This window comes from Novosphingobium sp. HII-3 (assembly GCF_002916655.1).
GTDB lineage: Bacteria > Pseudomonadota > Alphaproteobacteria > Sphingomonadales > Sphingomonadaceae > Novosphingobium > Novosphingobium panipatense.
Map to the genome: position 1 here is coordinate 41,069 of NZ_PPSM01000007.1, position 12,240 is coordinate 53,308.

The following is a 12,240-nucleotide window of genomic DNA, read 5'->3' on the forward strand; positions in this document are numbered from 1 at the left end:
CAGTTTCGTCTCTTTTTCCGTCCCATGGAAGGAAGAGAGGCAATCCATGGCAGACATCAACAGCACGCTCGAAATCGGCGTCACCACCGGCCCCATTCGTGGATCGAGGAAGATCCACGTCGGCCCGCTCGGTGTGGCCATGCGCGAGATCCATCTGGAACCCGGCAGCGGCGAAGCGCCGGTGCGCGTCTACGACACGTCCGGCCCTTACACCGATCCCCAGGCCACCATCGACATTTCGGCAGGCCTTGCGCTCAAGCGCCGCGAATGGATCCTCGCGCGCGGGGACGTCGAGGACTATGCCGGTCGCGAGGTGAAGCCCGAGGACAACGGCCTGAAGGGGCCCGACCGCTCCGCCGGTGTCCCCACCTTCGCCAACGTGGTGCAGCGCCCGCTGCGCGCGAAGCCCGGCCGAAACGTCAGCCAGATGCACTACGCGAAAGCCGGTATCATCACGCCCGAGATGGAATACGTGGCCGAGCGCGAAAACCTCGGCCGTGCGAGGCTCAAGGAATATGTGCGTGACGGGCAGAATTGGGGAGCCTTCATCCCCGACTACGTGACGCCCGAATTCGTGCGCGAGGAGGTGGCGCGCGGCCGCGCCATCATCCCGTCGAACATCAACCACCCCGAAAGCGAACCGATGGCGATTGGGCGCAACTTCCTGGTGAAGATCAACGCCAACATCGGCAACTCCGCCGTCGCTTCGGACGTGGCGAGCGAAGTCGACAAGATGGTCTGGGCGATCCGCTGGGGCGCGGACACCGTGATGGACCTGTCCACCGGCAGGAACATCCACGACACGCGCGAATGGATCATTCGCAACAGCCCCGTGCCCATCGGCACCGTGCCGATCTATCAGGCGCTCGAAAAGGTCGGCGGCATTGCCGAGGAACTGACCTGGGAGATCTTTCGCGACACATTGGTCGAACAGGCCGAGCAGGGGGTGGACTACTTCACAATTCATGCGGGTGTGCGCCTGCCCTTCGTGCCGCTCGCCGCCAAGCGCGTGACGGGCATCGTTTCGCGCGGCGGCTCGATCATGGCCAAGTGGTGCCTGGCGCATCACAAGGAATCGTTCCTCTACGAACGCTTCGACGAGATTACCGAGATCATGAAGGCCTATGACGTCGCCTATTCGCTGGGTGACGGGTTGCGTCCCGGCTCGATCGCGGATGCCAACGACGAGGCGCAGTTCGCCGAACTCTACACGCTCGGCGAACTGACCAGGCGCGCCTGGGAACAGGACGTGCAGGTCATGATCGAAGGGCCGGGCCACGTGCCGATGCACAAGGTCAAGGAGAACATGGAAAAGCAGCTTCAGGCTTGCGGCGAAGCGCCGTTCTACACCCTCGGGCCGCTCGTCACCGACATCGCGCCGGGGTACGACCATATCACCAGCGGCATCGGCGCGGCCATGATCGGCTGGTACGGCACCGCGATGCTCTGCTACGTCACGCCCAAGGAGCACCTGGGCCTGCCGGATCGCGACGATGTGAAAGTTGGCGTCGTCACGTACAAGCTGGCCGCCCACGCCGCCGACCTCGCGAAAGGCCACCCCGCCGCCAAGGTCCGCGACGATGCGCTTTCCCGCGCGCGGTTCGAGTTCCGCTGGCGGGATCAGTTCAACCTTAGCCTCGACCCCGATACGGCGGAGCAGTACCATGACCAGACCCTTCCGGCAGAAGGTGCCAAGTCCGCGCACTTCTGCTCAATGTGTGGGCCCAAGTTCTGCTCGATGAAAATCTCGCAGGAAGTGCGCGAGTTTGCCGCCAAGCAGAACCAGCCGGTTGAGACCTTCGTGGCCGCCGAAGACGCCGAGGCGGGCATGGCCGAGATGAGCAAGGTCTTCAAGGATACCGGCGGCGAACTCTACATCGGCTCCAACGGACGCGAGCACGATTGACGACAGGTCCCAAGCCGATCACCCTCGTCACTGCGCAGCCCGCGCCCGCAGTGACGAGGATCAGGCAATGCACCGGAACCCGGCCGCCGACTGGATGAAGCTGGCCCACGACAGCTACTGGCTGGGGGTGGAGAGCCTCACGGTCATCGGGCTGCGCACGTTCGACATCATGACGGGACAGGGCAGTGAGCGCGAGAACCGGCTCATGGTCACGGAGAAGGTCCGTGCCGCCGCCACGGCGGGGATGATGCTGGCGGCAGGCGGTGGGTCGGCCACAAGCACGGGCAAGGCCGTGCGGCATTACCGCCGAAAGGTTGCCGCCAATCGCAAGCGGCTGACGGGGAAGAATCGGTGACCGTGCACATCGGAGTTGGCGGCTGGACCTATGCACCATGGCGCGGCCTCTTCTACCCAGAAGGCCTGCCGCACGCTCGCGAACTCGCCTACCTTGGCGAGCGGCTGACCGCGACGGAGATCAACGCGACCTTCTACCGCCGTCAGAGCCCGGCCAGCTTCGCCAAATGGCGCGACGCGGTGCCGGATCATTTCCGCTTCGCCGTCAAGGGCAGCCGTTACTGCACCACGCGCAGGAATCTGGCCGAAGCGGGTGAGGGCGTGGCGAACTTCATGGCTCAGGGGCTCGTCGAACTTGGCCCGAAGCTGGGCCCGATCAATTGGCAACTTCCTGCAGCGAAGGCGTTCGATCCCGATGAGATCGGCGCGTTCCTGGCCCTGCTGCCTACGCGGCAGGAGGGCATGATGCTGCAACATGCGATCGAAGCGAGGCACGAAAGCTTCGATGATCCTGCCTTCTTTGCATTGTGCCGCAAGGCGGGGGTCGCGGTCATCCTTGCCGATTCGCCCAAATACGCCGTTCTGGATGTGACCGAGGGCGCCCCCTTCATCTACGCCCGCCTGCAGAACGCCCGCGCGGAGCTGGAGCAGGGCTACGCCGAAGGTGAACTCGACGCCTGGAAGGAGCGCATCGGAGCCTGGACCGTCGAGGGGCGCGAGATTTTTGCGTTCTTCATCAACGGGGCCAAGGAGCGAGCTCCCGCTGCGGCACTGGCGCTGCTGGGCAAGCTGGCGCTGCAGGGTGCCTGACGTGTCCGCAGGCCTGTTCGCAGCGTGGCCTTGCCAGATTTACGCGCCAGCCTTCTGCGCCGCCACGAGAGCATCCCAATCCTTCCACGCGATGGCGCGGCCGGGGTAGGCCACCCTGGCGAAAGGCCAGTCTTCGGCGATCCAGGCCGTCACCCAGCTGTACAGCCGCGTGTCGAACCCGGCGTCGTATTCGGCCTTGGTTACCCAGAGCCTCACTACGGCGTCGTAGCCGTCGACCGGGCTGGGCGACACGTACACCGAGCCCCGTTCCCGCTTTCCGTCCGGCGTCAGGACTGCGTAGGCGAAGGATTTGCGCTCCCGGAAGCGAGTCTGCTCGTTCTCCATGTCGCGCATCGCGTCAGCGGCGGAAAGGTTGGCATGGGGCCAGTCCGTGCTGCGCGTGAAGGTCGCCTGCAGATGCTCGATCGAGGACATGTACGCGGCGAAGTCCACATCCACCACGTCAGGGCCGAGCGGCACGAGCTTAAAGCTGTCGGCCTCCGCCTGTGCCGGAACGACGAAGTCGGAGGGAACAAGGGCGGGCGTACCTTGGCCGGGCCCGGGGGACGTTGCCTCGGACGCCGTTGCGGAGGCTTGGGCGAAGGCCGATCCGGGGGCCATCATCAGCATTGCCAGCGACAGGCTGACGCCTGCGATCTTCAGAATCATCCGGTGCGCTCCCACGGTCGATCGTGACCGCCGTGCATTGAGAGCAATCCTGCCTCGCTGGCCTAGATGCCGTTGGTCCATGGGCGGCATAGACCCGATCTATGGGCTCCCGCGCGCTGTGCCTTCCAGATCCGGTGGATGGTTGAAGGCAGGGCCTTTCCGGGGGGCGCAGCGCGCGCCATGATCTCTGTATGAACCACTATCTGCTCATCTATCACCTAGCCCCGGGCTATCTCGAACGGCGTGGCGCATTGCGTGATGCACATCTCGAACACGCGTGGAGAGCCTGCGAACGTGGCGAGATGCTTCTGGCGGGGGCCATCGAAAATCCGCTGGACACGGCGATGCTGCTCTTCGCAGGGCAGGGGCCAGAGGTGGCGGAGGCCTTTGCGGTCGCCGATCCCTATGTGAAGGAGGGCCTTGTCGAACGCTGGAACGTGCGGCGGTGGATGACCGTCGCCGGTGAAGGCGCGGCATCTCCGCTGCGGCCGGGTGTGGAGGGATTATGACGGAACTCGCCGTCCGAACCCGACGCGCCGCCTTCAATCGCGCCATTGCCGACGGTGACGCGGCCGCGATCGGACCTTTGCTGGCAAAGGACTGTGTCATGGTGACCGGCAGCGACAGTGCCGTGATCGCTGGCCGCATGGCGCAGGTAAAGATCTGGCGGCGGGAATTCGGCCATGCCGATCGCCTGATCTACCAACGGACGCCTGAACATGTCATCGTTTCGGCGGTTGAGCCGGTCGCAATGGAGCAGGGGCACTGGCATGGAACGGCTGCCGGCTCGCCGCAGCCGGAGGCCTCGGGAACTTATGCGGCCAAGTGGCGCGAGACGGCGGGGGAGTGGGTCATCGAGGCGGAGGTCTTCGTCACCCTTGGATGAAAATCTTTCCCGCGCGCCGGACTTCGACTAAGGAGCGCCGCAACCCGGCTCGCCGGTCGAGCGTCCGGGTTTTTCCCGAGGATGTGCGATGTTCGGCAGCGGACCGCCGGAGCGTGTGCAAAACCTGCGCACGGGCGAAGGACGAGGACGTGCGCGGATGAAGCAGGATTGCGCCACCCGGGACTTGCTGGACGAGGCCGGCAAGCTTTGGGCGGAGGCCGGATCGGTGATCGCGATGCGCACGGCACGCATCAATCGCTGCGATGCCGATGCGGGGACCGAGATGGTTCGCATGGTGACCGAAAAGGTTTGGGCTGGCTGGGAACTCGGCATTGCCTTTGCCATGGGGCAGCTTGGCCACGATCCGGAGACGGTATGCCGCCATATGGTGTCGCATTACCGCCGCGAGGTCCGCAAGAACCTGCGGCGCCTGTCCGCTAACGATTAAAGGGCGGTTTCGGCCGCGAGCACGTCCTGCGCTGCATCGGCCGCACGGCTTGCGGCAGCGGTGGCGGCGTCGCCCGCGCCCCCGACCCTGCCTGTCGGGGGCGGAACCGGGCGCGCGGATGGCATCGGCTGACTCATCCGCTTCGGCGGCTCCCCGGCATGGTAGGCGAAAGGGCGGTTGTCTTCCGCCGCGGGGCCCGGCTCATAGTCCGGCGCCTCCAGATCTTCCGGGGAGTAGGCCAGCCCGTCCGCACCGCCTTCGGCCTGAAAAGGCCATTGCGCGGTGCCAAGGACGAAAGCTCCCTCGTCGCTATCAGAACCCGCGTCCGGCTGCGCGACCGGCGGAGGGGAGAGGCTCTCTTGCGCATCGGGGAGTCGCGTGATCGCGCCTGTCGTCAACGCGGCGAAGGCGGCACCCGCAAGCCCGCCGCCCATCAGCAAGAGAACAAATTTGCCCGCAGCCATCAAATTTCCAAAGGTATGTGCGCCTGAGGCGCTACTTCAACCGCCATCCCTTGTCAGCGCCCGGCACGAGAAAAAGGCGCCGTCCCGGCGGTGCGGGACGGCGCCTGGTTCGGCGCTCAGCGGCTCAGGCGGGGGAGAGGAGGATGCCCGAGCGCGCGAGCTGCGCGATCAGTTTGCCCGAAACCTGCCCGTTTTTTACTGGGCGAGGTTCAGCTTGGCGGCCTCTGCGGTCGTGAACGACACATAGCGGCTGTTGTAGGTGCCCGATACGCGGCCACCCTTGACGTAGAGACGGAAGGGAACGCCGGCGGAGGTCGTGCCGTTGATCACGGTGACCTTGCCCTTCTGAGCGGTGGTGTAGGTGTAGTTCACGCCCTCGTGCGAGAACTCACGGCTGTCATCAGCGTGAGCGGCGGCCGGAACGGCGAGAAGAGCGATGGCGGCGGAGGCGAAGACAGTCTTGAACATGGTGCGATCCTTGCTTTTCGACGAGGCTTGGTTCGCCTCGGGCTGCAGTTATCTTGTGCGGTGCAGCAAAAGCGCAGTTGGCTTAGCATCGCAATTTCATTAGCGGTAATCGCTGTTGCATAACACGCAAGCGCATAGAAAGCGCTGGAATCTGATAATGTTGAACGAGAGTTCAGCGCTACGGCGGCTTGAAAAAGATTAGTTTTCCGGCGTGTGACCCGGGCAGATCAAACGCCGAAGCAGAACTGCATGCGAATCGGCGCACCTTGCGATTGAAGACTCGGCTCCTCGCTCGTAGGCTCGGGTCATGTCGCGGCTAACCTCTCTCACGCTTCCGTCGCTTGCAGGGTTCTTCGCTCTTGCAGCATGTCATTCTGCCACCGACAACCTGCCTGGCGATGCCGGCGATCACCGCCCGTGGAATGGCATCAAGCCTGGAGAGATCATTCAGCTTGTCGGTACCGAGCCCTTTTGGGGCGGTACGGTCGGCGCCGAAGGATTCCGCTACACGACTCCGGAAAACCCGGAAGGCGTCCAAGTGTCCGTCGCGCGCTTCGCGGGGCGCGGGGGCGTGTCCTTCAGCGGCTCCATCGGCGGGCGCGAGGTGATACTGGCGGTCACGCCGACACGGTGCAGCGATGGGATGTCCGACACCGTCTACCCCTTTGCCGTGACTCTGCAGATGGGTGAGCAACTACGGCAGGGCTGCGCCTGGACGGATCGCGAGCCCCGCCTTGGTGCGGCGCGCTAGCCCTTCAGCGACTTTTCCAGAGTGACTTCGCAGTTGAACAGCTTGGAGATCGGGCAATTCGCCTTGGCATCGTTCGCTATGCGATCGAACTCGTCCTGTGAGATGCCGGGCACGGCCGCCGAAAGCTTCAGGGCCGACTTAGTCACTGCGAAACCGTCACCCTCCTTGTCGAGAGTCACGGTGCATTCGGTGTCCAGGGTCCCGTCAGAGTAACCCGCGCTCGCAAGAGCGAAGCTGGTGGCCATCGTGAAGCACGCGGAATGGGCGGCGGCGATCAGTTCTTCAGGGTTGGTGCCGGGCACGCCTTCGAAACGGGTGCCAAAGCCATAGGGCTGTTCCGACAGCACACCGGACCGGGTGGAGATCGAGCCTTTGCCAGACTTGCCGAAGCCGACGTAGCGTGCAGACGCGGTGTTGGTGGTCATCGCAGGTTCCTTTGTTCCAGGGGCAGGGCCGTCCGTCAGGCAACGTCATCCGGGCTGGACGGTTCCTCCACCCTGCCGCCGGAATTTTTGCGCCTGAGCAACTGCGGTGAGAACTGTCAAACTGCCTTCGCAGTTTTCCCTGAATTTGCACCGTAGAGCTTCGATTCTTCAGCACGTAGCGAGTATCAGTTGAATACAGCTGATCATACTGCAGTGCGATATTTGCAGCAGTATCAAGCTTCCTCACCAATGACTGCTTCGTGGAACCGTGTCTGCATGTTACGAGTCTCTTCCAGATGACAGACCTGCAGGACAGGTCTGCACCGGAGAGGAAGAGTCGTCATGGAGCGATTCCTGACAGCGTTGCAGGCAGGGCTTGTCCTGCTTGCAATGGCAACGGCCGGGGCGACGCACGCCAGCGCCGACGTGGCGCCTGCGGAAATGACCGGCGCCTATTTCATGCGCGACACGCTGGTTCTCCGCGCCGACGATCTTGCGTTGATACAGCGCAAGCCCGCGCTCTATGTGGCCAGCTTCAATGACGACATGGCGACGGTCGCCTATTCGATGGAAGAGGGCCGCATCGTCTACCGGGTCGTGGACGGTGAACTGAACGGCGCGGTCCGGGCGGAGATCGACCGTGCCCTGGTGCGGCTGCAGCGCAAGGGAGCGTGACACACCCAAACGAGATCATGCCGCGCGCACAAGCGGCTGGCCGGTTTCGGCCAGAGGCAGGGAGGAGAGAGGCGCGAGGCGCGGTGTAAACGCCGCGCCTTGTCCTGAACTGTTGCGCTTAGCCGCGCGTCTTCTGGCGGATGAGCCGCAGGTAGGTGTCGGCCACAGCCTGATTGATGCTGTCCCAGCTGAATTCCCGTGCGCGCGCGACGCCAGCCTCGCCATGGGCGCGGCGTAGCGCGGCATCTTCGGCGTAGTTCTTCAGTGCTTCGGCAAACTGGTGGCTCGCTCCCGGTGGGATGAGGCGGCCGGAGACACGGTCGTCCACCAGGCTCTGGCTGCCGGTTGCGGCGGCCGCCACTACCGGAATGCCGCATGCCATTGCCTCCAGCGTGACGTTGCCGAAGGTTTCGGTCACAGACGGATTGAAAAGCACATCAAGGGAGGCCACGGCCCTGCCCAGGTCAGAGCCGGCCTGGAAGCCAACGAAGGCGCCGCCGGGCAGGCGTTCCTCGAACCACTCTCGGGCGGGGCCTTGGCCGATCACCAGCACCTTGTGAGGCACGTTGCGCCGGCGAAGCTCGTCAACGGTATCGGAAAAGACGTCGAGGCCCTTTTCCATAACCAGCCGACCGAGAAAACCGATTACGACTTCGTGGTCCTCGATGCCGTGGCTGCGGCGCCATTCGAGATCCCGGCGGCCCGGGTTGAAGATCTCGTGATCCACACCGCGCGACCAGATCGACACATCGTAGTTCATGCGCTGCTCGCGGAGGAGCTGCGCCATGCTTTCCGATGGCGCGACCAGAGCGTCGCAGCGCCGGTAGAACCGGCGCAAGATGGCTTCTACCACGGGTTCGCCCCAAGCCATGTTGTAGTAGCGCAGATAAGTTTCGAACCGCGTGTGGACGGAGGCGAGAACCGGAAGGTTCTGGCGCCGCGCCCAGGATACGGCCTGATGGCCGACCGGATCCGGCGAGGAGACGTGGACCACGTTCGGCTTGAAGGCAGCAAGATCGCGGCGCGCCCTGCCGGAAATGGAGAACGGGAACCGGTATTCCGGCCGTCCCGGAATTGCGAAGGCGCGCACGCCGATCAGTTGCCCAGTGGGTTCGAAAGCCGGACGCGCCACGGTGGGAGCGTAGACGCGCACGTCCGCGCCTTGACGAAGAAGAAAGCCGACGAGACGGTTAAGGGCCTGGTTGGCTCCATCGCGAACGTAGTTGTAGTTGCCTGAAAAGAGGGCAATGCGCAGATCTGCGGTATTCATGGTGAGGCGCCCATAGCCGCCTCAGTCCCGCTTGGCGAGGGTGGTTCAGATGGGCCGGTGGATCACCGCCACGGGAGGGCGCAGCGCTTGCACCTGCTGCCCATGGCGGTATTCCGATCAGCCTCAGCGGCGACGGTCGTACCGATCCCGTCCACGGCCGTCCCAGCGGTCCCGACCGCGATTTGCGCGACGATCATCCCGCCAGTGCCGGCTGCGGTTCCAGTCGCGGCGATCGCCTCCGCGCCAGCCGGGGCGGTTCCATTGCGAATAGTACCGATCGTAGTAACGGTCCCGGTAGTAGCGGTTCGGCGCGTTGTCGTAGTAGTAATAGTAGCCGGGGCGATCACGCACCCGCACGTAGCGGCGTGAACCCCAGCGGTCGCGGTCGTAGTAATACCGGTCGTCCCGATCCGCGAGCGCGGCTCCGAGCGCGAGGCCGATGACACCGGCGCCGATGGCGATGGCGGCCGTGTTGTCGCCGCGGTCGTAGTAGCGGTCCTGCGCCTGGGCCGGAGAGGCCGTCATCACGACGGATGCAGCCACGGCCGCGCCGAGCGCCAGTTTCTTGGCGATGGATTTCAGTAGATTAGTACTCATGACTTGCGTCTCCCTTTCCGAGCCAACCGGGTAACGGCGGTTGCGGTGGGCACGTCGATAAGCTTTTGAACCAGAAGGACTGAACTGCGGGTGAACCCGTCACGGCTCGATAGGACGCGGCGCAAGGCGCTGGTCGCGCTCGCCGTCCCGTTCGTCGTCGCCGGCAACATTTCGTCACGTCAGGGCCAAAACCTTGTCATTCGACAGCCCCACTCTGAAGCGCTCCGGTCGTTGCTCGGCAAAACCGCAGGCTATGGCTGCCTTCCGCCGTTTGCTCCGGCCGGATCTCTCATGCCCTTTCAGTGGCCGGCGCCAAGCCGTGCTACTGAGAGAGATTTTCCGCCGCGCGGTTTCCCTGACCGCGCGGTTCCTCTATATGCCAGCAGAGTTTGTTCACGATGACGGCCGCACCACTTCATAGAAATTCGCAAGAAACGATGTCCACGCCCCCCACTATTCTGCTCGTCGAGGATGATGGAGCGTTGCGCACGCTTACGGCGCGGGCCCTGCGTCAGAGCGGGTTCAATGTGCTCACCGCTGCGACGGGCGCGGAAATGTGGGTGACGCTGCGGGAGACCGCAGTCAATCTCGTGGTGCTCGATATCATGCTTCCCGGGACCAGCGGCTTCGACCTGTTCCGCCGCTTGCGCCGCGAAAGCGATGTTCCGATCATCTTCATCAGTGCACGAGGAAGCGAGGAAGATCGCGTCCTTGGCCTTGAACTGGGCGCGGACGATTATTTGGCCAAGCCATTCAGCACGCGCGAACTGGCGGCCCGGGTCAGCGCCGTCCTGCGTCGGGGGGGAGGGCTTGATTCATCGACGGAGCCGGCCGCCGATACGCGCAGCCCCGACATGATCCAGTTCGACGGATGGCAGGTGTCCATCGCCCGGCGCGAGCTTCGGTCACCCAGTGGCGCGATCGTGGACCTTACCGGCGCCGAATTCGATCTGCTGTCCACCTTTCTCGGCTACCCCCAGCGCGTTCTGGGACGCGAGCGGCTCATGGAACTCTCGCGCTCCCGCATCGGCGACAGTTCGGACCGTTCCATCGACGTTCTGGTAAGCCGCCTGCGCCGCAAGCTGCAGGCGGAAGGCGCCGAGCCGCCGATCGTGACTGTTCGGGGTGTCGGCTACATGTTCAAGGCCGAAGTGATCCGCAACTGATGGCAGGCAGGCTTGTCGCTCGATTCAGGCGCCTGGGCCTGCCTGAGCGACTGCTGGCCGTGCTGTTGCTCGTCGTTCTGGTCGATTTCGCCGCCAACTCCTTTCTTTTCGACCGGGTGAACTCGTTCGTCCTGCGCCGTGACGATGCGGAAAGGATTGCGGAGAACCTCGTGCTGGCGCGGCGAACACTGCAGCGGGCCCCGATGGCGGAGCGCACCGATCTGGCCGGGGTGCTGAGTACCCAGCGTTTCAAGCTGAAGTGGTCGGCCCCGGCCGCTCGCCGTCGATCGGCCCTCGGCTTGTCCAACCTGCGCGAGCAGGTGCTGGAAATTGCCCCCGAACTGGCGCTTGCCGATCTCGAACTCCATCTCGAGGGGGTTCCGGGCAAAGGCAATATCGGCGGTTCCATGCGCCTGTCCGACAACAGCTTCGTGGAGTTTCGGACGTATGCGAACGCCGCGTGGAAGCTGACCGCAAGTCGCGTGATCAGGCTGGCGCTGCCCACGCTGCTCCTCTTGGCTCTGGCCTGGGTCCTGGTGCGCACGACGCTGAAGCCGCTGCGCACGCTTATTGCAGCTACGCGCCACCTTGGCTCCGGTCCGCCTCGTCTGGTGCCGGAACGTGGGCCGGATGAATTGCGGGAGCTGATCCGCGCGCTGAACGAGATGCAGCAGCGCATCCATCAATCCCTCATCGATCGAACCCAGACAATGCTGGCGATCGGACACGACCTGAAAACGCCTTTGGCCCGGATGCGGCTTCGGCTCGATGACGACAGCGTCGACCCGGAAGTTCGCGACGGCCTCAACAAGGATATCGAGGAGATGCGCATGCTCCTCGATTCGATCCAGGCCTATGTCGAGAGCGATGGCCGGTCGATCCCCGTAGCCCGCATCGACATAGCGGTGATGGCCGAAACCCTGGTCGATACAGCCGCCGACCATGGTGCGGACGCGACGTATTCGGGGCCGTCGAACCTGGAGATCAGCGTAAGGCCGGTGCCCATACGGCGGGCGCTCTCCAATCTCATCGAGAACGCCCTCCACTACGGCGGCAATGTCCGGGTGCGCGTGAGGCGCGACGGCGGGGCGGTCGAGATCGTCGTGGAAGACGACGGTCCCGGTATCCCGGACGACAGGATCGCCGATGCCCTTCAGCCTTTCGTCAGGCTGGACACGGCGCGTGCGCGCGACACGGCGGGCATGGGGCTCGGCCTGCCGATCGTCAGCAAGGCGGTCCGCTCCGAAAACGGGACACTCGACCTGCGCAATCGTGCCGAAGGCGGGCTGCGTGCGACGATCCGCCTGCCGCTAGAGCAAGGTTGAGCCGCGCTGCAGCGCAGCAAGACTTCGTAACAACGCCGCATGAATGCCGAAAATCAGGACACCTAACTTTTCACATTAAGTCGCGG

16 protein-coding genes are annotated in these 12,240 nt (G+C 64.3%); 10 read left to right on the forward strand and 6 right to left on the reverse strand.

What is annotated here, in order from left to right:
• Positions 1 to 46 precede the first annotated feature (46 nt).
• The 3 genes from thiC to C2R25_RS01800 all read left to right on the forward strand — a co-directional run bounded on the left by thiC (position 47) and on the right by C2R25_RS01800 (position 3,010).
• Complete coding sequence (gene thiC, locus C2R25_RS01790) at positions 47 to 1,906, forward strand: phosphomethylpyrimidine synthase ThiC (protein ID WP_103727590.1); 1,860 nt, start codon at positions 47 to 49, stop codon at positions 1,904 to 1,906.
• A 67-nt stretch (positions 1,907 to 1,973) separates the two neighbouring features.
• On the forward strand, positions 1,974 to 2,261 hold the full coding sequence (locus tag C2R25_RS01795) for a hypothetical protein (protein ID WP_103727591.1): 288 nt from the start codon (positions 1,974 to 1,976) through the stop codon (positions 2,259 to 2,261).
• Entirely contained in the window at positions 2,258 to 3,010 is a 753-nt protein-coding gene (locus C2R25_RS01800) for a DUF72 domain-containing protein (RefSeq protein ID WP_103727592.1), read from the forward strand. The genes C2R25_RS01795 and C2R25_RS01800 overlap by 4 nt, the downstream gene beginning before the upstream one ends.
• 39 nt (positions 3,011 to 3,049) lie before the next feature.
• Here the strand turns inward: C2R25_RS01800 and C2R25_RS01805 are convergent, their stop codons facing one another.
• On the reverse strand, positions 3,050 to 3,679 hold the full coding sequence (locus tag C2R25_RS01805) for a twin-arginine translocation pathway signal protein (RefSeq protein ID WP_103727593.1): 630 nt from the start codon (positions 3,677 to 3,679) through the stop codon (positions 3,050 to 3,052).
• Positions 3,680 to 3,870: 191 nt separating this feature from the next.
• Between C2R25_RS01805 and C2R25_RS01810 the strand changes: the two genes are divergently transcribed.
• From C2R25_RS01810 to C2R25_RS01820, 3 genes are all read left to right on the forward strand, one after another.
• A complete protein-coding gene (locus tag C2R25_RS01810) occupies positions 3,871 to 4,188 on the forward strand; it encodes a YciI-like protein (protein WP_103727594.1) in 318 nt (105 codons plus the stop codon).
• On the forward strand, positions 4,185 to 4,565 hold the full coding sequence (locus C2R25_RS01815; protein ID WP_103727595.1) for a DUF4440 domain-containing protein: 381 nt from the start codon (positions 4,185 to 4,187) through the stop codon (positions 4,563 to 4,565). The genes C2R25_RS01810 and C2R25_RS01815 overlap by 4 nt, the downstream gene beginning before the upstream one ends.
• An 88-nt stretch (positions 4,566 to 4,653) precedes the next feature.
• A complete protein-coding gene (locus tag C2R25_RS01820; protein ID WP_103727596.1) occupies positions 4,654 to 5,013 on the forward strand; it encodes a hypothetical protein in 360 nt (119 codons plus the stop codon).
• Here C2R25_RS01820 and C2R25_RS01825 read toward each other — a convergent pair.
• Positions 5,010 to 5,477 (reverse strand): hypothetical protein, encoded by a 468-nt coding sequence (locus C2R25_RS01825; protein ID WP_103727597.1) that lies wholly within the window; start codon positions 5,475 to 5,477, stop codon positions 5,010 to 5,012. The genes C2R25_RS01820 and C2R25_RS01825 overlap by 4 nt on opposite strands.
• A 195-nt stretch (positions 5,478 to 5,672) precedes the next feature.
• The gene (locus C2R25_RS01830; protein ID WP_103727598.1) at positions 5,673 to 5,945 is read right to left on the reverse strand and encodes a hypothetical protein; all 273 of its coding nucleotides are present in this window, start codon (positions 5,943 to 5,945) and stop codon (positions 5,673 to 5,675) included.
• 307 nt (positions 5,946 to 6,252) lie between these two features.
• On the opposite strand from C2R25_RS01830, the gene C2R25_RS01835 reads away from it, so the two are divergent.
• Complete coding sequence (locus C2R25_RS01835) at positions 6,253 to 6,696, forward strand: COG3650 family protein (RefSeq protein WP_103727599.1); 444 nt, start codon at positions 6,253 to 6,255, stop codon at positions 6,694 to 6,696.
• On the opposite strand, the gene C2R25_RS01840 is transcribed toward C2R25_RS01835, so the two are convergent.
• A complete protein-coding gene (locus C2R25_RS01840) occupies positions 6,693 to 7,121 on the reverse strand; it encodes an OsmC family protein (RefSeq protein WP_103727600.1) in 429 nt (142 codons plus the stop codon). The genes C2R25_RS01835 and C2R25_RS01840 overlap by 4 nt on opposite strands.
• 342 nt (positions 7,122 to 7,463) lie before the next feature.
• Between C2R25_RS01840 and C2R25_RS01845 the strand changes: the two genes are divergently transcribed.
• Positions 7,464 to 7,796, forward strand: a complete 333-nt coding sequence (locus C2R25_RS01845; protein ID WP_103727601.1) for a hypothetical protein — start codon at positions 7,464 to 7,466, stop codon at positions 7,794 to 7,796.
• A 118-nt stretch (positions 7,797 to 7,914) separates the two neighbouring features.
• On the opposite strand, the gene C2R25_RS01850 is transcribed toward C2R25_RS01845, so the two are convergent.
• Entirely contained in the window at positions 7,915 to 9,066 is a 1,152-nt protein-coding gene (locus C2R25_RS01850; RefSeq protein ID WP_103727602.1) for a glycosyltransferase family 1 protein, read from the reverse strand.
• A 123-nt stretch (positions 9,067 to 9,189) separates the two neighbouring features.
• The gene (locus C2R25_RS01855; protein ID WP_103727603.1) at positions 9,190 to 9,663 is read right to left on the reverse strand and encodes a TrbC/VirB2 family protein; all 474 of its coding nucleotides are present in this window, start codon (positions 9,661 to 9,663) and stop codon (positions 9,190 to 9,192) included.
• A gap of 437 nt (positions 9,664 to 10,100) precedes the next feature.
• Here C2R25_RS01855 and C2R25_RS01860 point away from each other — a divergent pair, with 437 nt between their 5' ends.
• Positions 10,101 to 10,829, forward strand: coding sequence for a response regulator (locus tag C2R25_RS01860; RefSeq protein ID WP_103727604.1), 729 nt, complete (start codon positions 10,101 to 10,103; stop codon positions 10,827 to 10,829).
• The gene (locus tag C2R25_RS01865; RefSeq protein ID WP_103727605.1) at positions 10,829 to 12,154 is read left to right on the forward strand and encodes an ATP-binding protein; all 1,326 of its coding nucleotides are present in this window, start codon (positions 10,829 to 10,831) and stop codon (positions 12,152 to 12,154) included. Before C2R25_RS01860 ends, C2R25_RS01865 begins: the two co-directional genes overlap by 1 nt.
• The last annotated feature ends 86 nt before the right edge of the window (positions 12,155 to 12,240 follow it).

Bases quoted from the DNA above. Each gene is read 5' to 3' on its own strand.
- thiC (WP_103727590.1), top strand. From the start codon at position 47: ATGGCAGACATCAACAGCACGCTCGAAATCGGCGTCACCACCGGCCCC.
- C2R25_RS01795 (WP_103727591.1), top strand. From the start codon at position 1,974: ATGCACCGGAACCCGGCCGCCGACTGGATGAAGCTGGCCCACGACAGC.
- C2R25_RS01805 (WP_103727593.1), bottom strand. From the start codon at position 3,679: ATGATTCTGAAGATCGCAGGCGTCAGCCTGTCGCTGGCAATGCTGATG.
- C2R25_RS01810 (WP_103727594.1), top strand. From the start codon at position 3,871: ATGAACCACTATCTGCTCATCTATCACCTAGCCCCGGGCTATCTCGAA.
- C2R25_RS01815 (WP_103727595.1), top strand. From the start codon at position 4,185: ATGACGGAACTCGCCGTCCGAACCCGACGCGCCGCCTTCAATCGCGCC.
- C2R25_RS01820 (WP_103727596.1), top strand. From the start codon at position 4,654: ATGTTCGGCAGCGGACCGCCGGAGCGTGTGCAAAACCTGCGCACGGGC.
- C2R25_RS01825 (WP_103727597.1), bottom strand. From the start codon at position 5,477: ATGGCTGCGGGCAAATTTGTTCTCTTGCTGATGGGCGGCGGGCTTGCG.
- C2R25_RS01830 (WP_103727598.1), bottom strand. From the start codon at position 5,945: ATGTTCAAGACTGTCTTCGCCTCCGCCGCCATCGCTCTTCTCGCCGTT.
- C2R25_RS01835 (WP_103727599.1), top strand. From the start codon at position 6,253: ATGTCGCGGCTAACCTCTCTCACGCTTCCGTCGCTTGCAGGGTTCTTC.
- C2R25_RS01840 (WP_103727600.1), bottom strand. From the start codon at position 7,121: ATGACCACCAACACCGCGTCTGCACGCTACGTCGGCTTCGGCAAGTCT.
- C2R25_RS01845 (WP_103727601.1), top strand. From the start codon at position 7,464: ATGGAGCGATTCCTGACAGCGTTGCAGGCAGGGCTTGTCCTGCTTGCA.
- C2R25_RS01850 (WP_103727602.1), bottom strand. From the start codon at position 9,066: ATGAATACCGCAGATCTGCGCATTGCCCTCTTTTCAGGCAACTACAAC.
- C2R25_RS01855 (WP_103727603.1), bottom strand. From the start codon at position 9,663: ATGAGTACTAATCTACTGAAATCCATCGCCAAGAAACTGGCGCTCGGC.
- C2R25_RS01860 (WP_103727604.1), top strand. From the start codon at position 10,101: ATGTCCACGCCCCCCACTATTCTGCTCGTCGAGGATGATGGAGCGTTG.
- C2R25_RS01865 (WP_103727605.1), top strand. From the start codon at position 10,829: ATGGCAGGCAGGCTTGTCGCTCGATTCAGGCGCCTGGGCCTGCCTGAG.